This is a genomic window from Nonomuraea sp. NPDC049269 (genome assembly GCF_043197155.1).
Classification (GTDB): domain Bacteria; phylum Actinomycetota; class Actinomycetes; order Streptosporangiales; family Streptosporangiaceae; genus Nonomuraea.
Map to the genome: position 1 here is coordinate 103,229 of NZ_JBICSO010000002.1, position 22,201 is coordinate 125,429.

Genomic DNA, 22,201 nt, shown 5'->3' on the forward strand with positions numbered 1-22,201 from the left:
GCTGGGGTGGAATGGTGTACAGCAGGTGCTTTCTACCGTGTGAGCAATGGAGGTTCCGGGCACATCGGTACACGCCAAGCCGGCGCCCGCTCCGGACGCCGGCCAAGAGAAGGTCAGGCCAAGTCAGGCCCGGGCGTGTCCACGCCGGCGTGTCCCCGAGTCGACCCCGTCCCGAACGTGTCCCGCAGCTGGATCTCCTGCTCGATCACTCCGGCCAGCCGCCGAACCCCTTCCCGAATCCGATCGGGCTCGGGGAAGCAGTAGGACAGCCGCATCTGCCGAGCCCCACTCCCATCGGAGAAGAACCCGGTCCCGGGCACGAACGCCACCCGCTCCGCCACGGCCCGCGGCAGGATGGCCTTCGAGTCCAGGCCTTCCGGCAGCGTCGCCCACACGAAGAAGCCCCCGGCCGGTCGGGTCCAGCTGACCTCGGGGGGCATGAGCGCCGAGAGCGCGTCGAGCAGCGCGTCGCGTCGCTCACGATAGAGCTCTTTGAACGTTTTGATCTGCTCCCGCCACGGCTGCGTGGCCAGGTACTGGCCCACGGCCAGCTGGGTGAAGGACGAGTGCGAGAGCACGGCCGACTCCATGGCCAGCACGAGCTTGTCGCGGATGGCGTGCGGCGCCAGCGCCCAGCCGACCCGGAACCCGGGGGCGAGCGTCTTGGAGAACGACCCGAGATAGACCACGCCGTCGGGATTGTCGGCCCGCAGCGCGCGCATCGGCTCGCCGTCGAAGCCGAGCAGCCCGTACGGATTGTCCTCGATGATCAGCACCCCGGCCCGCTGGCAGATGTCGAGCACCTGCTGCCGCCGCGCCATGTTCAGGGTGACGCCGGCCGGGTTCTGGAAGGTCGGGATCGTGTAGAGGAACTTGATCGGGGCACCCGCGGTCTCAAGCGCGTAGATGGTCTGCGCGAGAGATTCGGGAATGATGCCCTGATCGTCCATGGCGATATGAACCACTTTGGCCTGGTATGCGGCGAAAGTGCCGAGAGCGCCAACGTACGACGGGCCTTCGGCCAGCACCACATCACCCGGGTCGATGAAGATCCGGGTGATCAGATCAAGCGCTTGCTGCGAACCTACGGTGACGACCACGTCGTTCGCCCCGGCCTGGATCCCCTCCAGCCGCATCACATCGCAGATCTGCTCACGCAGGTGCGGATCGCCCTGCCCGGAGCCGTACTGCAGCGCGACGGTACCGCGCCTGGTGACCAGATCGGACACCAGCTCGCCGACCATGTCGAGAGGGAGGGCCGTGACGTACGGCATGCCGCCCGCGAGCGAGACCACCTCGGGCCGCGACGCGACGGCGAAAAGAGCTCGGATCTCGGAGGCGACCATCCCGGTAGCTCGCGCGGCGTACCGATCGACATAGGCGTCGATGCGCGACCCTTGGGTCGCGGGCGTCTGACCGTGATCAAGCTCTTCCGTCACGGTCCACCTCCTTGGTGTCATTTGTCGCTGAACTACCAGATTACGCCAGCCGGACATGTCGGCTGTGACCGGGCCTGACCGTGGTGCTAGCCGATAGCGGGACCGTCACTGGGCTACGATGCCAGGTGGGGACGCGTTTTTCGCGCGCTTTTCCGGGTCAACGATTGGGGCCGTAGTTGTCGCGTCGGCTGGTCAACATAACCCTGGATAATCTGGACGATCTGCCGCGCCGCTGTCGACGGTGCGTCTTCTGGGAGCTCGACCCGGTCAGCGGGGAGCGCGCGATCGATTCCGGTGATCCAGCGCTGGAGAAAGAGGCATGGCTCTCCGGCACGCTGCTCGAATGGGGCAGCTGCGGCAAGATCGTGTACGTCGACGGGGTGCCCGCCGGATTCGTCGTCTACAGCCCGCCGCTCTACACCCCCCGGTCGGTGGCCTTCCCCACCTCGCCGGTCAGCGCGGACGCGGTGCTGCTGATGACCGCGCACATCATTCCGGAGTTCTCGGGTGGCGGCCTGGGCCGGATGCTGATCCAGGGCGTGGCCAAGGACCTGACGCGCCGCGGGGTGAAGGCCATCGAGGCGTTCGGCGATCTCAAGTGGGAGGAGCCGAGCTGTGTGGTGCCGGCCGACTATCTGCTTTCCGTAGGTTTCAAGACGGTGCGCCCGCATCTGCGGTTCCCCCGGCTCCGGCTGGAGCTGAAGACCGCCGTCTCGTGGCGTGAGGACGTCGAGGTGGCCTTGGAGCGCCTGCTCGGCTCCATGAGCCCGGAAAGAGCCCTTCGCCCCGTCTGACGCCTTCTCAGCCGCTACAACAGACGGAAGCCCCCTGAGCGAATCTCGCCAGGGGGCTTCCGGTTGAAACGGTACGGGCGCGTCAGATGAGGCCCTCGAGCTCGCGCAGCAGCATGGCCTTCGGCTTGGCACCGATGATCTGCTTCACGACCTCTCCACCCTTGTAGACGTTCAGCGTGGGGATTTGGAGCACACCGTAATTGCGCGGGACATCCGGGTTCTCGTCGATGTTGAGCTTGACGATCTCCAGCTTGTCGCCGTGCTCCTTGGCGATCTCCTCGAGGATGGGCGATACCTGACGGCATGGGCCGCACCACTCGGCCCAGAAGTCGACGAGCACGGGCTTGTCGCTCTTGAGGACCTCGGCCTCAAAGGTGGCGTCGGTTACTGCCTTCACGGTGCGCTCCTTAGTTGTCGTTCGTGGCCAGCCAGCGCTCGGAGTCGAGAGACGCCGAGCAGCCGGTGCCGGCTGCGGTGATGGCCTGCCGGTAGATGTGGTCGACCACGTCACCCGCGGCGAAGACGCCGTCGATGTTGGTCTCCGTGGTGGGCGCGGACACCTTGACGTAGCCGTCGTCGTCGAGGTCGATCTGCCCCTTGACCAGCTCGGTGCGCGGGTCGTGGCCGATCGCGATGAACAACGCGTCGGTGGCCAGCTCGGATTCCTCGCCGGTCTTGAGGTTGCGCAGCTTGACGGCCTCGACCCGGTCGGTGCCGAGGACGTCGACGACCTCGCTGTCCCAGACGAAGCGGATCTTGTCATTCGCGAACGCCCGATCCTGCATGATCTTGCTGGCCCGCAGCTCGTCACGGCGGTGCACGACGGTGACCATGCGGCCGAAGCGGGTCAGGAACGTGGCCTCTTCCATCGCGGTGTCGCCGCCGCCGACGACCACGATGTCCTTGTTGCGGAAGAAGAAGCCGTCACACGTGGCACACCAGGAGACACCGCGACCGGACAGCCGCTTCTCGTTGGGCAGGCCGAGCTCGCGGTAGCCGGAGCCCATGGCCAGGATGACCGACTTGGCGTAGTAGGTCTCGCTGTGGGTCTTGATCACCTTGGGATTGGCCGCCAGGTCCACTTCGAGTACGTCGTCCGCGACCAGCTCGGCGCCGAACCGCTCAGCCTGCTTGCGCAGGTTGTCCATCAGGTCGGGGCCCATGATGCCGTCGGGGAAACCGGGGAAGTTCTCGACGTCGGTGGTGTTCATCAGGGCACCGCCCGCCGTGACCGAGCCCTCGAAGACCAGCGGCTTGAGCTCGGCACGCGCGGAGTAAACGGCCGCCGTGTATCCAGCGGGGCCGGATCCAATAATGATCACGTTACGCACGTCGCTCAACGCTCTCACGCCTTCCTCGTCTGCTCTTGCTTGTCGCCTCAACAGATCCTGGGCCGCCGTGATTCCCCGGCTCGTCATCAACGTACGCCCATAACGAAAGAGCCCGCCGAAGCGGGCTCTGACGTGGGAATCAAGTTACCAGCGGCTCATCAAGCTACCAACTGCCCACTGTGGGCTTGCGCAGGTTCTTGCAGTTGAACGGGTCGACGATGTCGATGCGGAGCGTCTTGGCCGACTTGTTCTTCCAGGAGGTCATGATGACGGCCTCCTGCCCGTTGTACTGCCCTTGGTCGACCGCGAAGACCTTGAGCTTCGTACGGTCGGCCACCCGGTTGACGCACTTGTCGACCGCATCGACGTCAGAGGAGCCGCCACCCACTATGGGAGCAGGCCCGAAAAAGTTTTCGAGTGGCTGCTTCAACTCCTGGTCGCTGTAGTTGTGCCCGCTGTCGGTCAGCGCGTACGCCTTGCCCGGCACAGCCACCTTGGTCGGCGACGGTGGGTCAACGGTCGCTCCCTGATGTCCGGCGACGACGGTGGCGCCACCCGAGAACAGGTTGGTCGAGATCACCGCGGTGCCCACCACAGCCGCCGTGGCAGCAGCGGCGACCGCGGGCATCGCCCACCGGCGTCGTCGTGCGGCCTTGCGCCCGGCCGGGACGATGGTGCCGTCGTCGGAGACCACTCCGAGGCGTACCGGCTCCGGCTGAGGGTCGTTTCCCGCCGCATCCCAGGGAGAGTCCCGCATGAGCTCATCCCAGTTGGGTGGTTCCGCCAGGCCGACACCCCCTCGCCCGGATCCCGCTTCGGCGGCCAGCGCCTTGTCGATGCGCAGTGCGACCCCCATCGGCATGGCCGGAGTCGGAGTCGCCGCGAGCACCTCGCGAACCGCTGCCAGGTCGGCCAGTAGCTCCCCACAGGGGTCGCATACCGCGAGATGCTCGCGGACCTGGCGGGCCGTGCCAGCGTCTAGGAGACCCTCGGCCAACTCGGCCAGGATTTCCAGATCGTAGTGCGTATCACCCGTCACGAAGTTCTGCTCCCTTCGCGGATGAGACGCGACTGAGGTCCGATCGGTTCCGCAGATGCGAAAGAATTGGGGCAAGTTTCGCGCGCCCCCGCGCGCACCGGCTCTTCACCGTCCCGCTGGGCACTTCGAGCACCTGAGCTGCGTCTTCGACCGAATAGCCCATCATGTCGACGAGCACCAGCGCGGCCCGCTGGTCTGTGGGAAGCATTTTCAGAGCGGCCGAAACCTCCATCGAAACCTCACGCTCACCCGTCTGATCGGGCATTGGCGTGTCACGCTCGGCGGCCTCGATGAGCTCGTCATCGGCGACCGGTCTGACAGATTTACGGCGCATCCGGTCAAGGCAGGCGTTGACCACGATCCGGTGCAGCCACGTGGTGACCGCGGCCTCGCCGCGGAACGTGCCCGCCTTCCGGTAGGCGGAGACGAAAGCGTCCTGCACGGCGTCGGCCGCCTCGTCGGGATCGCCCAGCGTGCGCAGGGCCACGGCCCACATGCGGTCACGGTGTCTCTTGACGATCTCGCTGAAGGCGTGAGGATCCCCATTGATGTGCGCGGTCAGCAGCTCGGCGTCGGTGACGGCGGGCCGCTCCGCGGATGAAGGTGTATCAGGTGGGGAGTTCACAAGAGGGATTCCTGGGTTATGCCGATCCGGGAGAATGCACCACTACTTCATAGATGGTGCCATGAAACTTGCCCGCATCTGCCGGAAGACGGGTAAACCAGATCAAAACGTACCGACCGCTTGCGGCTTGATCAGGCTTCAAGGTGATCTTCCCGGCCCCGTTCTTCTCCTTGGCGACGGTCTTCAGCGAGCCCAGCTCGGGCGCGTCGCCGACCTTCAGCTCGACGCTCGCACCGGACGCTTCGGCCAGCGTAGCCACCACGTCGCCGATCTGCATGGACTTGCCCATGTCGAGCAGCAGACCCACGCCGTCCTTGAGATTGCCCAGGTCGGCGCTGTTGTAATTTTCCGTCTTCCAGAGCGTGCTGGGCTTGCCGTCGATGGCGAGCGGTGCCATCTCGTTCTTCTCGTCCCGGTCGGCGAGCGGGTCGAAGCCTGTCGCCTTCTCTGGCTTCACGACGACCATCGGCTGCGCGGACGCGGAGGCCGAGGCGGTCGGGGAGGTCTCCGCCTGCGGGGCGTTCGGACTGCCCAGGCTGCGGCCGATCGTCCAGGCGCCGACGCCGACCGCGGCGATGACGAGCAGCACCACGACGGTCATCAGCACCCGGTTGAGCGTGCTGCCGCCACCCTGCGCGCGGGGCGGCATGGGCCGGGGCTGCGTGGGCAGCGGCGGGCGCCGCTCGGTCTCGATGCCTTCGGAGCGCGAGGCCGACTGCACCGCCGGCGTCGGGGGATAGGCGATCGGGATGGGCATGGGCCGGGCCACGTTGGCGAGGGCGTCGGCGATCTCGGACGGGCTGGTCAGCGCGGCGTGGCCCTTGCGGGACTCGGGAAGGCAGGCCCTGATGGTGACCGCGTCGAGGTATCCGGGTACTCCGGCCGTGACCTGGCGCGGCGAGCAGAAGTGCCCGTCGATCATCGGCGCCGTGGGCAGGCCGGTGTCCTCCTCGTCGCCCGGCCAGTGGCCGGACAGACCCGCGTAGAGCAGGCGGCCCAGGCCTTCGGCGTCGTCGAGGGCGGGCTGGTCGGTGGTGAGGCCGGACAGCGCCGCGTCGACCGCGACGCCGAGCACCTTGACCGTGTTGCCGGTCGTCCACACCAGGTGCTCGGGGCGCAGGCACAGGTGGTAGAGGTCGGACTCGTGGGCGTGGGTCAGCGCCTCGGCGGCCTCGGCGACCAGGCCGGCTGCCCGCTCCGGCTCCAGCGGGCCGGCCGCGAGCAGGTCGGACAGGGTGTCGCCGGTCACCCACTCGCTGACCACGTACGAATGGTCGTCGTGCTCGGCCGCGTCGAACACCTGGGTCAGACGCGGATCGGTGAGCCTGCTGGCGGCGCGGGCGGCAGTGACCACCTCGTGGACGCGGGGGAAGTCAGGGGAGAAGGTGTGAACCGCGACGGGTCGCGCGAGGATCTCGTCGATCGCCTTCCACAGGGTGGCTCCATCGGACTCGCTCACCCTGTCCTCAAGCCGGAAGCGTTCGGCGAGACGGGTGCCGGGTTCGACCGACGACGTGCTCACTGACTCACTCCGCTCGGCCGCTCGGGGGTGCACATGACTCGACTCACCTGCGTGGGGGTGTACCACGTAGGCACGCTATGCCGGGTGGATCCGCCCACGCCCCTCCTGCTTCCATTCGCGCGTGTCGGCACCATGCTAGTGCCGCGCTGGTTCCACCCGCGTTCTTTACCGGCCTACCCGCCCGGCAACCATCCCAACGATCGAGTTGATCTCCGGGATGCGCATGCGATGGGCGACGCCCAGGTACAGCAGCATGCCCAGCCCGCCGCCCACGGCCAGCGCGATCAGCGAGTTGAGGAAGGTAAGGCCGCCCAACACGTCCTGAACCGCCCAGACGCAGACCAGCGCCAGCACCGCGGTGGGCAGTGCCGACAGGTACATCCTGGTCAGAGCCATTCCGATCTTCCAGCCACCCAGCCCTCTGACACGACGAGCGGCGAGAATCCAGGCCCCACCCGCCCCGATCGTATAGGCGACGGCATAGGCGAAGGCCAATCCCATCACCGCGTAGCGAGCCGGCAGCAGGACGTTGAACAGTACCATCAGCAGCGCGTTGACCGCGGTCGTCGCCGCGCCGACGTAAACGGGCGTCCGGGTGTCGCCGAAGCTGTAGAAGACCCGCAGCAGCAACTGGAAGATCGAGAACGGCACCAGCGCCAGGCCGTAGACCTGCAGCACGTTGCCGATGTAGACGGCCGAGTCCGCCGAGGTGTTGCCATGGGCGTACAGCGGCACGGTGATCGCCGGGCCGAGCACCATCAGCAGCAGCGACACCGGGACCATCACCGAGCTGATGAGCCGCACGCTCGATCCGAACTCGGAGCGGACCTCGTCGAGCCGCCCCTCTTCCACCGCCCGGCTCATCTTGGGCAGCATGGCCGTGATCACCGAGACGCCGATGACGCCGTAGGGGAGCTGGAAGAGCTGGAAGGCCAGCGTGTACGGGCTGATGCCGTGACCCTGCACCGCGTCGCCCGCCGCGCTGGACAGGTTGGTGGTCAGCATGAAGCCGAGCTGAGTGACCACCACGTAGCCGATGGTCCAGATCCCCGCCCGGCCCATCTCGCCCAGCCGCGCGTTGCGCACGTCGAAACGCGGCACGAAGGAGAACCCGATCCGCTTGAGCGCGACGATCAGCACGGCGGCCTGCGCCACGATGCCCGCCGTGGTGCCCACGCCGAGCAGCGCGATCTGGCCGTTCGTGACCAGCGCGATGTCGCCGCCGGCCTTGCCGGCCACCACGAAGTAGAGCACCAGCACGCAGATGACCACGAGATTGTTGACCACCGGCGCCCACATGGGGGCCGCGTAGCGGTCACGCGTGTTGAGAATGGCCCCGGCGACCGCGCCGACGCCGAAGAAGGCCAGCTGCGGCAGGATGAACCTGGCCAGCAGCACCGCGACCTCGAACTTGCGGCTGCCGGGCTCCCAGTCGGTGGTGTAGAGGTCGATGAGCAGCGGGGCCGCCAGCACGGCCAGCACGGCGACGACCAGCAGCGCGACCGTGGCCAGCGTCATCAGTCGCTGCTCGTACGCCCGGCCGCCGTCGTAGTCGCGCTGCTGCGCCTTGACGATCATCGGCACCACGACGCTGCTGAGCACGCCGAGCAGCAGCAGGTCGAGGATGCTGTACGGGATGGCGTACGCGGCGTTGTAGGCGTCGCCCATCGCCAAGGTGCCGATCGCGGAGGCGAGCACCATCGTCCGCACGAATCCGGTGACCCTGGACACCATCGTGCCCGCCGCCATGATGGCGCTGGCCCGCAACATGCGGCTCATACGGTCTCACTTTCCCGGCTCTTGGCGGCCCGTGCGAGCCGTCGCTGCGATCGGCGCCGTAGCAACCGTGTCACGACGGCGGCGAGCATAACCGCCAGCGCCGCCCCGACGATCACCAGGGCGATCCCCGTGTAGCCGGTGGTGCGGATCGTCAGCTTGACGGGCTTGCCGTACGGCAAGCCGTTCCTGGTCACGAGTTGGACGCTCACCGTGGCGTCACCGCTGGTCGTCGCGCTCATCGGCACCTGGACGCCGCCGGTGTTGTCATTGGGGATCGTCAGCAGCTTCCTCGACGGCGAGGGGTCGATCTGGAGGAGCCCGGGGTTGTTGCTCTTCACGTCGATGTAGAGGGCGATCGTGTCACCGATCGCGTTCTTCACGCTGATGGGCACCTGGCCGTTGCTCCCGGCCAGCGTGCGCGGCCGATCGGGGTCGGCGCCGGTGATGGAGATCTTGTTCATCTCGGTCTGGATGGCCCCGTCAACCAGTCTGGTGGCCGAGCGGCCCGCGCGCGTGCTGTTGCGCCAGGACGCGGAGGTCAGCCTGAGCACCGCGGCGTCGAAGTCGGAGTGCGGCTTGGGCTCCGCGGTGATCTGAGCGGTGAGCTGCGCCTTCGCGGCGACGTCCTTGATCGGGCCGAGGTATTTCGCGCTGAGCTCTTCCTTGCGGTCCTGGTCGGTGTAGGTGAGCGCGCCCCTGGGCGTGGGCGTCTTGCTCGGCTTGATCGAGCTGAGCGGGGTCAGCGCCAGCCACGGCAGCCGGCTCGCGGTCTTGAGCAGGGTGTTGACCAGCGTCGGGCTCGGGTCCCAGCGCCGCGAGGGCGCGATGACCAGCGACCTGGGCTTCGTCTGGCCGGGTTCGGCGGCGATCATCGCGGTCTCGGCGATGAAGTGCTGCTTGTTCAGCACGACCGAGCTCGGCGCGGTGGAATCCGGCTCGAACGTGCGGGTGAGCTCCGCGTCGGCGACCAGCGCGGTGACCGGCCCCTGGACGCTGTCGAGCGTGCCGGCGGCGTCGGGCGTGACCGTGACCGGCGGCTGCGGCGGCAGGTTCGTGGAGTTGAGCAGCACCCGGTCGACCTTGGCGACGGAGAGCAGGTCGAGCGCGTCGGGATCGAGCACGCCCCCGACCGGCCAGTTCGTGGTCAGCGGCACGTCGCGCTTGAGCAACTCGGTGGCGATCTGCCTGCCCATCTCGATCGCCTTGCCGGTCTGGCCGTCCAGGCCCTGGTGGGCGAGCGCGGCGACGTCGGGATCGGCGTACGGGGTGGCCACGACCGGAGAGTCGGCCAGCGCGGTGCGCAGAGAGTCGAGCCACTTGGCGGCGTTGGGGTCGGCGGGCTGGTTCTTGCCCTTGAGCCGGTGCGGCTTGGACAGGGCCTGCGCGTCGTCGAGGAGCGCGGGGTCGAGGAACCAGGTGACGCTCTTGTGCGCGGTCGAGGCGATGCCCGCCAGTTGGGCGAGCCGGCCCTTGCCGGTCAGCTCCGCGCCCAGCTTGTCGTCGACGAAGTTGTCGTTCTCGGCGCGATGCGCCTGGTCGATGATGGGCAGCGCGATGGCCAGCCGGTTGGGCGGCAGCTTCTGCGGGGTCGGCGGCGCGTACGTCACGTACGTGCGCTGTACGGAGAACGGCACGCCGGCCCGGGACACTTCAATGGCAATGGGATAGACGCCGAACGACGTGAAACCGAGCTCCACGGGCGTCCGTGTGATCTCGAAGGTCCTGGACGCGCCCGCCTCCATGGCCGGGAGCAGCACGGCCGAGCTGAGCGCGACTTGCCCTGGCAGAGTCGCCGGGTTCGGGTCGGACTGGTAGGCGGTCATGGTGGCGCGGTCGGTGAACTTCTGCGCCGTGTACAGCAACCGGACGCTCAGCCCGGTCATCGTCTCGCCCATGTCGTTGCGGACCGTGCCAGTGATCTTTATTGGCGTGGTCAGGCTCGGCGGCGCGTCCGGCGTGATGGATGTGATCGAGAGCGCCATCTGCTGCCTGATCGCCTTCGCGGCGGTCGTGCCCGGCGTCTTCACGGCAGCCGTACTCGGCGTCGTCGCGACCGTAGGCGCGAGCAACGCGGCGGAGAGTACGGCGAGGAGCGTGGCCTTACGGATCACGCGTCCGCCCGAGCTGGAGTACGACGCACGCCCGCAATGGTACGGGTTCAGTGCCGCAGCGCGACCGCCTGGCGACTTCCTCTGGGTCGTGGGACACGCAGGTTCACCGTCTTGCCACGCAGGAGTGTCAGCAGGTCAAGGGCCCGGATGGTGAGGGCCGTGTGGCGCTCGCCGGTGGCCGTGAAGATCGCACCGGCGTCGGCGCGGAGACGGTCGTCCACTACCATGGCCAGGTCGTCGGGCAGCAGGAACGGGCTGACGAGCCCGGCCGCGTAGTCAGTGGCGGAGTTGACCAGGAAAGCCGGGGCGAGCCGCACTTTCCGCACACCGAGCGCGCCGCCCACGGCCCCGGGCTGCGGCGGATCGGAGACGGCGGAGACGACGGCGACGACGACCTCGCGGCCGATTCTCGTGGCGACCTCGAACACCGTGACCGCGACGCACCGCTCGGGCGCGGCGGAGACCGCATCAGGCAGCTCGTCCACGCAAGTCATAGGGCGCGGAAGGCGTACGATCTCATGATGGACCTGGTGTGCGAGGAGCCAGCGATGGATCGCGAGGGCGTCCTTCATAGAAGACCTCCTTGCCTGGTTCCATGGCCCCCGACGGTCCCCTGACCGACGGTAACCCCGACTGGATGTGGCTCGGGGGATATGTTCCGGAATCAAAGGACCTACCCAGCTTGTCCGACTCAAATCTGACCGAAAGCCAACAGCGGGCCATGAACGACCTGTTCCGCAAGATCGCTCCGGTGGCCGACGAGCTCGGCCGGTTGTTCGCCGCGAAGGGGCACGAGCTGGCCCTCGTCGGCGGCCCGGTGCGCGACCTCCTGCTCGGCCGCGTGGGCAACGATCTCGACCTCACCACCGACGCCCGGCCCGAACGGGTGCTCGAGCTGGTCAGGGACTGGGCCGACTCGGTCTGGACGATCGGCATCGACTTCGGCACGGTCGGCGTGCGCAAGGGTGGCTTGCTGCTGGAGATCACCACCTACCGCAGCGAGTCGTACGACCCCAAGTCCCGCAAGCCCGACGTCATGTACGGCGAGACGCTGGAGGCCGACCTGGAGCGGCGCGACTTCGCGGTCAACGCGATGGCCGTGCGGCTGCCAGGGCACGAGTTCGTCGACCCCTACGGCGGTCTGACCGACCTGGCGGCCAAGCTGCTGCGCACGCCGGGCACGCCGGAGCAGTCCTTCGACGACGACCCGCTGCGCATGCTGCGCGCCGCCAGGTTCGCCTCGCAGCTCGGTTTCACGGTCGACGCCAAGGCGATCGAGGCGATGACCGACATGGCGGAGCGCATCGAGATCGTCTCGGCCGAACGCATCCGCGACGAGCTCGACAAGCTGATCTGCGGCACCTACCCGCGCGAGGGCCTGCGCCTGCTGGTCGAGACCGGGCTGGCCGCGCACGTGCTGCCTGAGCTGCCCAAGCTGCGCCTGGAGATCGACGAGCACCACCGGCACAAGGATGTCTACGAGCACACGCTGACCGTCCTCGACCAGGCCATCGCCCAGGAGGATGACGGCAAGCCCGACCGGATCCTGCGCTGGGCCGCGCTCCTGCACGACATCGGCAAGCCCAAGACGCGGCGGCACGAGGCGGGCGGGCGGGTCTCCTTCCATCACCACGAGGTGGTCGGGGCGCAGATGACCAAGAAGCGCATGGCCGAGCTCAAGTTCCCCAAGGATGTGGTGGCCGACACCTCGCGGCTGGTGGAGCTGCACCTGCGCTTCCACGGCTACGGCACGGGCGAGTGGACCGACAGCGCGGTGCGCCGCTACGTGCGCGACGCCGGTCCACTGCTCGACCGGCTGCACAAGCTGACCAGGGCCGACTGCACGACCCGCAACAAGCGCAAGGCGAGCGCCCTGTCGCGTACGTACGACCAGTTGGAGGAGCGCATCGCCCGGCTCGCCGACGAGGAGGAGCTGGCCAAGATCCGCCCGGAGCTCGACGGCAACGAGATCCAGCGCATCCTCGGCGTCGGTCCCGGCCCGGTCGTCGGGCAGGCGTACAAGTTCCTGCTGGAGCTCCGGCTGGACAAGGGCATGGTCGGCAAGGAGACCGCCACCGAGGCGCTGCTGGAGTGGGCGCGGGAGACCGGCGCGGCGCCCGCTTGATCAGGCCGCGCGCCCCAGCGGCGCCCGCCTGATCAGCGGGAGGCCGCGGCGTGCGGCGTCGGGGTGATCATCCGGTAGATCAAGGCGCCTACCAGGTAACCGGCCGCGATGATCACCACGGCCGCGTACGACTTGCCGTTGCTGGGCAGGATCCCCGCCGACAGGGCCGCGGCCAGCACGTACATGCCGTTGAAGAGCATGTCGTAGATCGAGAAGGCGCGGCCCAGGTAGGCGTCCTCCACGTCACGCTGGACCGTGACGTCGGCGCAGATCTTGACGCTCTGCCCGGCGATGCCGAGCACGAACCCGGCGACCGGCAGGCTCCACGCCTGGAACGGCGCGACCAGCACCGCCGTGAGCACGCCGGCCGCGGCCAGCGCGATCGACACCCACCGCTCGATCGTGAACCGCTCGGTGGCATACGGCGTGATGATCACCGCGAGGAAGTAGCCGACACCCGAGGTGGCCACGACCAGGCTGATCCCGCGCAGCGCAACCTCGGAGTCGCCGCCGGAGAAGTAGTAGCGATAGAGGATGATGCCGAGCGCGGTCGCCATGCCGTACATGAACCGGTGCGTGGCCATCGCGCCCATCGTGGCGGCGGCCCTGCGATGGCTCACCAGGTGCTTGGCGCCGTCGACGAGGCCGACCAGCACGTTGCGCACGGCCTCGCGGGCCTGCGGACGCTGAGGGTCGAAGGAGGGGCCGAGCAGCGAGCGCTCCATGGTGCGGGCGATCAGCGCGCTGAGCCCGAAGACCGTGCCCGAGACGACCAGGAGCAGCGCCACGCCCAGGTCGCCGCTGCCGAAGATCTCGCGCAGCAGGAACCCCACGCCGGCGCCGACGAACGTCATGACCGTGCCCGAGGTGGGCGTGACCGCGTTGGCGGCCATCAGCCGCTCCTGCGGCACCACGTGCGGCAGCGACGCGCCGAGCGCGGCCAGGAAGAACCGGTTGACCGCGAGCACGCCGAGCGCGGCCCCGTAGAAGACCGGGTCGGGCACGCCGACGGCGACCAGCGCCGCCGCCACGAGCAGCAGCGCGCCGCGCACGAGCGGCGCGATGACGAGGATCTGCCGCCGCGACCACCGGTCGATGAAGACGCCGACGAACGGCCCCAGGATGCTGTACGGCAGCAGCAGCACGGCCAGCCCGGCGGCGACCTGCAGAGCCGTGGTCTGCGACTCCGGGCTGAAGAAGGCGAATCCAGCCACGCCGAACTGGAAGATCCCGTCGGAGAACTGGGACACCAGCCGCGTACCGAACAGCCGTTTGAAGTCCCGGCCCTTCAGGACCACACGAAGATCGGCGACGAAAGACACGCAGTCAGCCTACTTCCGCCCGATTCACAGGTTGGTACAGCAGGCATTCATTCGTATCCAGTGGCCATCATGATCACGTACGCTTCGTAGCGTGACGAAGGAAGAACAGGTGGTGTTGGTCGACAGCGAGGGCAACGCGATCGGCACCGCACCCAAGACCTCGGTGCACGGCCAGGAAACGCCGCTCCATCTGGCGTTCTCCAGCTATGTGTTCGACCAGGACAGTCGCGTGCTGCTCACCCGGCGTGCCACGCACAAGCTCACCTGGCCGGGCGTGTGGACCAACAGCTGCTGCGGCCACCCGCTGCCGGGCGAGCCCCTGGACCACGCGGTCATCCGCAGGCTCTCCTACGAGCTCGGCCTGACGGTCGACCGGGCGGACCTCATGCTGCCGACGTTCACCTATCGCGCGGTCATGCCCAACGGCATCGTCGAACACGAACTCTGCCCCGTCTACCGCGTGGTGGTGGACACCTCGGCCACCCCGAACCCGGAGGAGGTGGACGGAGTCCGCTGGATGCCCTGGAAGGAGTTCGCGGACGGCGTCCTGAGCACCCTGCTGGCGATCAGCCCGTGGTGCCGCGAACAGGTCCCCATGCTGAACGAACTGGGCACCAATCCCCTGGACTGGCGCCCGGCTCCACTGAAGGACCTGCCGCCGGCCGCCCGAAGTGCCGCTCAACCGGCCAACAGACAGTGAGGCGCCGCGCGGCGCCTCACCGGCGACCTATCTGTCCACCTCGCCGCGGATGAACTTCTCGACGTAGTCGCGTGCCTCGTCGTCGGAGTACTGGACCGGCGGCGACTTCATGAAGTACGAGGACGCGCTCAGGATCGGCCCTCCGATCCCACGGTCGAGCGCGATCTTGGCGGCCCGCACCGCGTCGATGATGATGCCCGCCGAGTTGGGCGAGTCCCACACCTCCAGCTTGTACTCCAGGCTGAGCGGCGTGTCACCGAACGAGCGCCCTTCCAGCCGTACATAGGCGAACTTCCGGTCGTCGAGCCACGGCACGTGGTCCGACGGGCCGATGTGCACGTCGGCCCTGGCCATCTCGTGCGGGATCTGCGACGTGACCGACTGCGTCTTGGAGATCTTCTTCGACTGGAGGCGCTTGCGCTCCAGCATGTTCATGAAGTCCATGTTGCCGCCGAAGTTGAGCTGGTACGTGCGCAGCAGCTCGACCCCGCGGTCCTCGAACAGCTTGGCCAGCACGCGGTGCGTGATGGTGGCGCCGACCTGCGACTTGATGTCGTCGCCGACGATCGGCACGCCGGCCTCGGTGAACTTCTCCGCCCATTCCGGGTCGGAGGCGATGAACACCGGCAGCGCGTTGACGAACGCCACCTTGGCGTCGAGCGCGCACTGGGCGTAGAAGCGGTCGGCCGCCTCGGAGCCCACCGGCAGGTAGGACACCAGGACGTCCACCTGGTTCTCGCGGAGCACCTGGACGACGTCGGCCGGCGACTCGTCGGACTCCTCGATGATCTCGCGGTAGTAGTCACCAAGGCCGTCGAAGGTATGGCCACGCTGGACGATGACCCCCGTCGGCGGCACGTCCATGATCTTGATCGTGTTGTTCTCGCTGGCCCCGATCGCCTCGGACAGGTCGCGGCCGACCTTCTTGGCGTCGACGTCGAACGCGGCGACGAACTCGACGTCGCCCACGTGGTAGTCGCCGAACTTCACGTGCATCAGGCCCGGCACCCGCATGTCCGGGTCAGCGTCCTTGTAATAGTGAACGCCCTGAACCAGCGACGACGCGCAGTTGCCAACACCGACAATGGCTACGCGAACCGAACCCATCGCACTCGCTCCCTTACTCATCAGTTGATCTCTCAGGGTTCTCCTCAGAGGAGCCCCGTCTTTCCGTCGCGATCAGCTCGTTCAGCCAGCGCACCTCGCGCTCGACCGATTCGAGACCGTGACGTTGCAGTTCGAGCGTGTAGCTGTCGAGGCGCTCCCTGGTGCGTGCCAGGGCGGTGCGCACGCTGTCGAGCCGTTCCTCCAGGCGGCTGCGGCGGCCTTCGAGGATCCTCAGCCGCACCTCCGCCTCCGTGTGCCTGAAGAACGCGAAGTGGACGCCGAAGCTCTCGTCCTCCCACGCGGACGGCCCCGCCTGCGTCAGCAGGTCCTGGAGCCGTTCCTTGCCCTCCGCGGTCAGCTTGTAGACGATCTTCGAACGGCCTCCGACGATCGTGGTGGGCGCCGGCTGCTCCTCCACGATGAAGCCCTGCTCCAACAGTGATCGCAGACAGGGGTAGAGCGACCCGTAGGAGAACGCGCGGAACATGCCCAGCAAGGCGTTGAGCCGTTTGCGCAGCTCATAGCCGTGGAGCGGCGTCTCGTGCAGCGACCCGAGCACGGCCAGCTCCAGCACTCTGCCCTGTCCGCTGGCCACTGGAACCGCCCCCTCTCACGTCGATGTATCGAGCCGATACATCCCGATGATACGTCGCGCCGCTATATCGCCGCAATTAACGACTTTGCCAAGCCGTTGGGATGATTCAGCAAAACGCCGTAGTCTGGCGCTCATGTGGTCACAGCGAAAGGTGGTGGATTGCGGCTTTCTGAAGCGAGCCGTGGTCGAACCCCAGCGCTCCGGGCGTACGTCTCCCGGAGCGGTCTGTGACGCACAGCCATACCTCCTTCGCGCGGCACGCCACCTCTGCCCGAGGTGCGAGAAGGAGAACGTCACCAACGAGACTTATGTCTACGGGGATTCGCTCAAGAGTCAGTCCGGTGCGGCAAAGATCGCGTCGCAACCCGTCGAGATGGCTCATGATTACGACGAGTTCCGGGTGTACGTCGTCGAGGTCTGCCAAGGTTGTTCCTGGAACCACCTGACGGCGTCGTTCGTCCTCGGCAACGGACCGCCGGATCTCGTCGGGCGACCGTAGAAGACCGAGGACGGCGAGGCACCCCACGCCCATCCGCCGTGCTATCCGACGACGTTGTGAGGACGTGTGAGTAACAGCAGCAATGAGGGGACGGGCCGGCCGGGAAGGCGCCGTCGCTCCAACTCATCCCGTTCTATGCCCCAAGAGACCTCGCCACAAACCGGCGAGGCGGGCTGGGGCGGACCGCCGCAGCGTCGTCCGGAAGCCGCCTACGAGCAGACCGGCGCGATGGCCGCCCAGCCATACCCCGGCCCGCAACAGCCGGGTCCACAGCAGCCGGGTCCACAGCAGCCGGGCCCACAGCAACCGGCCCCGCGCGCTCCCGAGCCCCGCGAGCCGGGACGGCGCCAGGCCGCACCACGTGAGCCGGGACGGCGCCAGAGCGGGCGTGACGGCGCGCCCCGTATGGGCGGCGACAACGACACCCGCGCCCGCAGCAACCAGGAGACCATGATCAGCGACGGCCCCAGGCGGGCCCGCGGTCGAGGTTCCGGCGGCCCTCAGGGGCCTGGCGGCCCCGGTGGTCCCGAGGGCCCGGAGCGGCCCGGGGACGAGCGGCCGAAGTGGCGCCGCTTCATCCCCAGCTGGAAGATCGTCATGGCCTCGATGACCGTCCTCGCGGCCGGCATCTTCGGCATGATCGCGGTGGCCTACGTCAACACCCCGGTGCCCGACGACAGCGACACGCAGGCCGACGCGACCGCACAGGGCAGCGCCGTCTACTACGCCGACGGCAAGACGCTCATCGCCAAGCTCGGCACACCCCGGAAGATCATCCGGTACGACCAGATGTCCGAGAAGCTCAGGGACGCCACGGTGGCCATCGAGAACGACACGTTCTACGAGGACTCCGGCATCTCCATCTCCGGCATGGCCCGCTCGCTGTGGATGACCGCGACGGGCCAGCAGTTGCAGGGCGCCTCGACGATCACCCAGCAGATGGCCCGCGGTTACTACGGCGGCCTCAGCTCGGAAGTCTCGATCAAGCGCAAGGTCAGCGAGATCTTCATCGCGGTCAAGCTCAACCAGACGAAGCGCAAAGAAGACATCCTCAAGACCTACCTCAACACCGTCAACTTCGGCCGGGCCTACGGCGTCGAGGCGGCAGCCGAGGCGTACTTCGGCAAGGGCAAGACGGCCAAGAACCTCACCCTGTCGCAGGCGGCCTACCTGGCCGCGCACATCCAGACGCCGAGCTGGGGCTCCGAGGACCCCGCGCTCAAATACCGCTGGCAGACCGTCCTGGACTACATGGCCAAGCAGTGGCCGGACAAGTACGCCGCGGAGGCGAAGACGGCGAAGTGGCCCAAGATCAGGAAGGCCAACGCCGACGACTCCATGGCGGGCATCAACGGCTACATGATCGAGGCGGTGAAGCGGGAGCTCGCGGCACGCGGCATCACCGAGGACGCCATCGAGAGCAGCGGCTACAAGATCGTCACCACCTTCGACAAGAAGCTCATGACGGCCGCCCAGACCGCGGTGCGCGACTCGACGAGGGGTATGTCGAAGGAGTTCCACACGAGCCTCGCCGCCGTGGACCCCAAGTACGGCCGCGTGGTGGCCTTCTACGGGGGCACCGACTATCTCAAGGACCCGTGGAACGAGCCGTTCGACTCCGCGAAGCAGGCCGCCTCCGCGTTCAAGCCCTACGTCCTGGCCGCCTGGCTGAAGGCCGGGAAATCGATCAACAGCTACGTGCCGGGCAACGTGACGGTGCCGAAGGAGCTACCTGGGCAGCAGCCCGGCGGATTCAAGAACAGCCACAGCGTGGGCGCCTCGATCGACGTGGTCAAGGCGACCGCGCAGTCGGTCAACACCGCCTACGTGTCGATGGCGTACGCGCTGCCCGACCAGCTCAAAGACGTCAAGAACCTCGTCGAGGCGGCCGGGTTCAGCAAGGCGCGCATGGAGAAGGACGTCGATGACCACGGCTACGGGTTCGCCATCGGCAGCGCACCGGTGACCGCCGTGGAGCAGGCGGCCGGCTACTCGATCTTCGCCAACGCCGGCAAGTACACCAAATATCACGTGGTGAAGCAGATCGAGCTGAACGGGCGGGTCGCCTACCCCGAGCAGAAGACCCCCAAGAACGTGATCAGTCCCGAGGCCGCCGCCGACGCGACGGTCGCCATGCAGGAGGTGCTGCGGAGCGGCACCGCTCGGGGCAAGGGCCTGGGCAACCGCCCGGCGGCGGGCAAGACCGGTACGAACAACGAGGAGAAGGAAGCCTGGTTCGTCGGTTACACCCCGCAGCTCTCTACGGCGGTCGGTATGTACCGTGAGGTGTGCAAGACGAAGAAGGGCAGGGTCGTCCAACCCATCAACTCGAACTGCCCCATCACCCCGAAGGGCCAGCCGCCATCCAAGAAGTACAACGAGAACAAGCCCTACACCAGTGCGTATGAGACGACGCTGCAATTCGAGGGTGCGGACACGCCCACGACGATCTGGCGCGCGTTCATGACCGCCGCGCTCGAGAACAAGCCGGTCGAGCAGTTCCCCACCAGGGCCGACATCGGGCAGCCGGACAACATCGTGCCCAGTCCCACGCCCACGCCCACACCCACCGACGACCCGCTTGAGGAAGAGGACCCCAACGCCAACTGCGGCGTCGTCCCGCCGTGCACCGACGACGACCAGATCATCACGGTCGACCCCAACGAGAACGGCACGCAGCAGCAGGACGACGGCGGCGGTTTCGACGGACGGGGCAGCCAGGGATCGAACCCGGTCGTGGTTCCCGGGCCGACGCCGACCAGACGCGAGGACTGGTGAAGTCGAGCACCGAGGTCCGCCCGCCGCTTGAGACGCGGGCCGTGCCGTACCTTCCCCTGGGGCTGTTCGCGGCCCTGGGGGCCACACTCGCCTACATCGTGCGGCTGCCGTGCCGCACGGGCGGGTGGAACGACCAGGTGTCCACGTACACCAACTTCTGCTACACCGACATCTACCCGCTCTACTTCGACCGGCAGCTGGCCACCCAGAACCCCTACTTCGCCGACGTGCCGTTCGACAAGCACGTCGAGTATCCGGTGGTCCTCGGCGAGGTCATGCAGGTGATCAGCTGGATCGCCCGCTGGCTGGAGCGCGACGTGGTCGCCCAGGCGGTCAAGTTCTACGACATCACCGTCGTCCTGCTCGGCGTCTGCCTGGTGGCCGGCGTCCTGCTGATGGCGGCGGTGGCCGGGCCGACGAGGCGGTGGGACGCGCTCTGGTACGCGCTCGCCCCCTCGGTCATCCTGGCCGCCTACATCAACTGGGACCTGGTCGCCGGCGCGCTGTCGATGGGCATGCTGCTGGCCTGGGCCCGGCAACGGCAGGTGCTGGCGGGCGTGCTGCTCGGCCTGGCGATCGCGACGAAGTTCTACCCGCTCATGTTCGTCGGCGCGCTCCTGCTGCTCACCATGCGCACCGGGCGCTGGCGGCCGTTCCTCGTCACGATGGCCGCGACCGCCGGGGCGTGGCTGGCGGTCAACCTGCCGTTCATGGTGCTGGCCTGGGACGGCTGGCGCCGGTTCTACGTCTTCTCCGAGGAACGCGGCGTCGACTGGGGCTCGCCCTGGCTGTTCTTCCAGAACAAGGGCTGGCCGATCCTGGGCGACACCGACGTCAGCAGGCTGGGCATGGTCTCGCTGGGCCTGCTCTGCCTGGGTATCGCGGTCCTCACGCTGGCCGCGCCGCGCCGGCCGCGGCTGGCGCAGATCTGCTTCCTCGCGCTGGCCGCGTTCATGATGACGAACAAGGTCTGGTCTCCGCAGTTCGTCCTGTGGCTGGTGCCCTTCGCGGTGCTGGCCAGGCCCAACTGGAAGCCGATCGGGCTCTGGCAGGTCGCCGAGATCTGGTATTTCTGCGCGATCTGGCTCTACTTGCTCTCCCAGTCTCCGGTCAGCCGTGCCGATCTGGGCATCGGCGACAACACCTACTTCACCGCCGTCTGGGGACGGATCATCGCCATCGCCATCATGATGGCGTTCGTGGTGCGTGACATTCTGCGTCCGGACAAGGACGTCGTACGGCAGGCAGGCATCGACGACCAGGCCGGCGGGGTTTTCAACGACGCGCCGGACCGGTTCACCCTGCGCTCCGCCTAGCCATGATCACCCGCTCGGTCGATCGCGACGCGGCGTTGCTCTGGCTCTCCTCGCGGGCCGGGCTGCTGGTCGCGACGTTATTCGGCGTCGCGCTGCACGACTACGTGGGCACGTGGAAGAAGTGGGACGCCGGGCTGTTCATCACGATCGCCGAGCATGGTTACGACGGCGAACCCGGCAAACCGCCCGACGCCGGGCTGCCCGCCTTCTTCCCCGGCATGCCGCTGGCGATGCGCGTGGTCCACCTGGTGGTGCCGGACTGGACCGCCTGCGGGTTGATCGTCTCACTGGCCGCCGGGTTGGTGGCCATGACGGCGCTGGCCAGGCTGACCGAGCTGGAGGGCGGCTCGGGATGGGCCGCCGTGGCCGGGCTGCTGCTGTTCCCGACGGCCGTCTTCCTGGCCGCCGGCTACAGCGAGGCGCTGTTCCTGGCGTTCGCGATCCCCGCCTGGCTGGCCGCCCGGCAGCGCCGCTGGCCGCTGGCCGTCGCGCTGGCCGCGGGCGCCTCCTGCGTACGCATCACGGGGCTGTTCCTGGCGCTCGCGTTGATCGTGGAGTTCGTCACCGGCAGGCAGCCCGTGCGGCAGGCGCCGTGGCTACTGGTCCCCTTCCTGCCCCTGGTGGCGTACTCGTTCTTCCACTACAGCCGCTCGGGCGACTGGCTCGCCTGGAAGCACGCCCAGGAGGCCGGCTGGGGACGGCAACTGGTGTGGCCGTGGGAGTCGTGGATCACCACGTGGGGCTCGGCCATGGGCGCGGGCGACTTCGCCGTCGCCTTCCGCATGGAGCTGGCAGGCGCGGTGGTGGCCGTGGCCGTGCTGGTCTGGCTGCTGGTGATGCGCAGGTGGAGCGAGCTGGTCTACACAGGCTTACAGGCGGGCGCGCTCATGACCTCGGCCTATTACCTGTCGATCCCGCGCTCGCTGCTGCTGTGGTTTCCCCTGTGGGTGGCGTTCGGCCGGCTGGTGGCCAAGCATCAGTGGGTGATCGTGGTGTACGCCCTGGTGTCGGGGCCGCTCATGCTGCTCGACGCGGTCCGCTTCCTGAGCGGCGCCTGGGCGGGCTGATCTTTCTACCCACTCTCTGGACTTGGTAATCCAGGGAAGTTATCCACAGGCT

Annotated in this window: 19 protein-coding genes; 7 read left to right on the top strand and 12 right to left on the bottom strand. The window is 67.8% G+C overall.

What is annotated here, in order from left to right:
• Nucleotides 1-113: 113 nt before the first annotated feature.
• Nucleotides 114-1,439, bottom strand: coding sequence for a PLP-dependent aminotransferase family protein (locus tag ACGFNP_RS09875; protein WP_393316836.1), 1,326 nt, complete (start codon nt 1,437-1,439; stop codon nt 114-116).
• Between the two features lie 176 nt (nt 1,440-1,615).
• Between ACGFNP_RS09875 and ACGFNP_RS09880 the strand changes: the two genes are divergently transcribed.
• Nucleotides 1,616-2,233: a GNAT family N-acetyltransferase gene (locus tag ACGFNP_RS09880; protein ID WP_219535088.1), complete on the top strand. Its 618-nt coding sequence runs from the start codon at nt 1,616-1,618 to the stop codon at nt 2,231-2,233.
• An 82-nt stretch (nt 2,234-2,315) separates the two neighbouring features.
• Here the strand turns inward: ACGFNP_RS09880 and trxA are convergent, their stop codons facing one another.
• The 8 genes from trxA to ACGFNP_RS09920 all read right to left on the bottom strand — a co-directional run bounded on the left by trxA (nt 2,316) and on the right by ACGFNP_RS09920 (nt 11,134).
• Nucleotides 2,316-2,630: a thioredoxin gene (trxA, locus tag ACGFNP_RS09885; protein WP_214635245.1), complete on the bottom strand. Its 315-nt coding sequence runs from the start codon at nt 2,628-2,630 to the stop codon at nt 2,316-2,318.
• A 10-nt stretch (nt 2,631-2,640) separates the two neighbouring features.
• Nucleotides 2,641-3,573, bottom strand: a complete 933-nt coding sequence (gene trxB / locus ACGFNP_RS09890; RefSeq protein ID WP_358338342.1) for a thioredoxin-disulfide reductase — start codon at nt 3,571-3,573, stop codon at nt 2,641-2,643.
• 154 nt (nt 3,574-3,727) lie between these two features.
• Nucleotides 3,728-4,603, bottom strand: a complete 876-nt coding sequence (locus ACGFNP_RS09895; RefSeq protein ID WP_358338103.1) for a zf-HC2 domain-containing protein — start codon at nt 4,601-4,603, stop codon at nt 3,728-3,730.
• Nucleotides 4,593-5,228, bottom strand: a complete 636-nt coding sequence (gene sigM, locus ACGFNP_RS09900; protein ID WP_219535086.1) for an RNA polymerase sigma factor SigM — start codon at nt 5,226-5,228, stop codon at nt 4,593-4,595. Before sigM ends, ACGFNP_RS09895 begins: the two co-directional genes overlap by 11 nt.
• 16 nt (nt 5,229-5,244) lie before the next feature.
• Nucleotides 5,245-6,750 carry a protein kinase family protein gene (locus tag ACGFNP_RS09905; RefSeq protein WP_393316841.1) on the bottom strand — a complete coding sequence of 502 codons (1,506 nt, stop codon included), beginning with the start codon at nt 6,748-6,750 and terminating at the stop codon, nt 5,245-5,247.
• Nucleotides 6,751-6,915: 165 nt separating this feature from the next.
• Nucleotides 6,916-8,529: a murein biosynthesis integral membrane protein MurJ gene (gene murJ, locus ACGFNP_RS09910; RefSeq protein WP_358338097.1), complete on the bottom strand. Its 1,614-nt coding sequence runs from the start codon at nt 8,527-8,529 to the stop codon at nt 6,916-6,918.
• The gene (locus ACGFNP_RS09915; protein WP_393316844.1) at nt 8,526-10,640 is read right to left on the bottom strand and encodes a DUF6049 family protein; all 2,115 of its coding nucleotides are present in this window, start codon (nt 10,638-10,640) and stop codon (nt 8,526-8,528) included. The genes murJ and ACGFNP_RS09915 overlap by 4 nt, the downstream gene beginning before the upstream one ends.
• Nucleotides 10,641-10,687: 47 nt before the next feature.
• Entirely contained in the window at nt 10,688-11,134 is a 447-nt protein-coding gene (locus ACGFNP_RS09920) for a YbaK/EbsC family protein (protein WP_393319638.1), read from the bottom strand.
• Between the two features lie 227 nt (nt 11,135-11,361).
• Between ACGFNP_RS09920 and ACGFNP_RS09925 the strand changes: the two genes are divergently transcribed.
• Complete coding sequence (locus ACGFNP_RS09925) at nt 11,362-12,765, top strand: CCA tRNA nucleotidyltransferase (RefSeq protein WP_358338091.1); 1,404 nt, start codon at nt 11,362-11,364, stop codon at nt 12,763-12,765.
• A gap of 32 nt (nt 12,766-12,797) precedes the next feature.
• Here ACGFNP_RS09925 and ACGFNP_RS09930 read toward each other — a convergent pair whose 3' ends face one another.
• A complete protein-coding gene (locus ACGFNP_RS09930) occupies nt 12,798-14,087 on the bottom strand; it encodes an MFS transporter (RefSeq protein ID WP_358338088.1) in 1,290 nt (429 codons plus the stop codon).
• 91 nt (nt 14,088-14,178) lie between these two features.
• Between ACGFNP_RS09930 and idi the strand changes: the two genes are divergently transcribed.
• Nucleotides 14,179-14,787, top strand: a complete 609-nt coding sequence (idi, locus tag ACGFNP_RS09935) for an isopentenyl-diphosphate Delta-isomerase (protein WP_393316848.1) — start codon at nt 14,179-14,181, stop codon at nt 14,785-14,787.
• A gap of 27 nt (nt 14,788-14,814) precedes the next feature.
• Here the strand turns inward: idi and ACGFNP_RS09940 are convergent, their stop codons facing one another.
• On the bottom strand, nt 14,815-15,894 hold the full coding sequence (locus tag ACGFNP_RS09940) for an inositol-3-phosphate synthase (protein WP_358338082.1): 1,080 nt from the start codon (nt 15,892-15,894) through the stop codon (nt 14,815-14,817).
• 13 nt (nt 15,895-15,907) lie between these two features.
• Nucleotides 15,908-16,489, bottom strand: coding sequence for a PadR family transcriptional regulator (locus tag ACGFNP_RS09945; RefSeq protein ID WP_358039755.1), 582 nt, complete (start codon nt 16,487-16,489; stop codon nt 15,908-15,910).
• Nucleotides 16,490-16,622: 133 nt separating this feature from the next.
• On the opposite strand from ACGFNP_RS09945, the gene ACGFNP_RS09950 reads away from it, so the two are divergent.
• From ACGFNP_RS09950 to ACGFNP_RS09965, 4 genes are all read left to right on the top strand, one after another.
• Nucleotides 16,623-16,988: a DUF5318 family protein gene (locus tag ACGFNP_RS09950; protein WP_393316853.1), complete on the top strand. Its 366-nt coding sequence runs from the start codon at nt 16,623-16,625 to the stop codon at nt 16,986-16,988.
• A 135-nt stretch (nt 16,989-17,123) separates the two neighbouring features.
• Nucleotides 17,124-19,766 carry a transglycosylase domain-containing protein gene (locus tag ACGFNP_RS09955; protein ID WP_393316856.1) on the top strand — a complete coding sequence of 881 codons (2,643 nt, stop codon included), beginning with the start codon at nt 17,124-17,126 and terminating at the stop codon, nt 19,764-19,766.
• Nucleotides 19,763-21,082, top strand: coding sequence for a glycosyltransferase 87 family protein (locus ACGFNP_RS09960; protein ID WP_358338070.1), 1,320 nt, complete (start codon nt 19,763-19,765; stop codon nt 21,080-21,082). The genes ACGFNP_RS09955 and ACGFNP_RS09960 overlap by 4 nt, the downstream gene beginning before the upstream one ends.
• A 2-nt stretch (nt 21,083-21,084) precedes the next feature.
• On the top strand, nt 21,085-22,149 hold the full coding sequence (locus tag ACGFNP_RS09965; protein ID WP_393316860.1) for a mannosyltransferase family protein: 1,065 nt from the start codon (nt 21,085-21,087) through the stop codon (nt 22,147-22,149).
• Nucleotides 22,150-22,201: the final 52 nt, after the last annotated feature.

What these genes read in the sequence shown, in the direction of transcription:
- ACGFNP_RS09965 (WP_393316860.1), top strand. Translation starts at nt 21,085, where the DNA reads ATGATCACCCGCTCGGTCGATCGCGACGCGGCGTTGCTCTGGCTCTCC.
- ACGFNP_RS09925 (WP_358338091.1), top strand. Translation starts at nt 11,362, where the DNA reads ATGAACGACCTGTTCCGCAAGATCGCTCCGGTGGCCGACGAGCTCGGC.
- ACGFNP_RS09920 (WP_393319638.1), bottom strand. Translation starts at nt 11,134, where the DNA reads ATGACTTGCGTGGACGAGCTGCCTGATGCGGTCTCCGCCGCGCCCGAG.
- ACGFNP_RS09955 (WP_393316856.1), top strand. Translation starts at nt 17,124, where the DNA reads ATGCCCCAAGAGACCTCGCCACAAACCGGCGAGGCGGGCTGGGGCGGA.
- ACGFNP_RS09940 (WP_358338082.1), bottom strand. Translation starts at nt 15,894, where the DNA reads ATGGGTTCGGTTCGCGTAGCCATTGTCGGTGTTGGCAACTGCGCGTCG.
- murJ (WP_358338097.1), bottom strand. Translation starts at nt 8,529, where the DNA reads ATGAGCCGCATGTTGCGGGCCAGCGCCATCATGGCGGCGGGCACGATG.
- ACGFNP_RS09950 (WP_393316853.1), top strand. Translation starts at nt 16,623, where the DNA reads ATGTGGTCACAGCGAAAGGTGGTGGATTGCGGCTTTCTGAAGCGAGCC.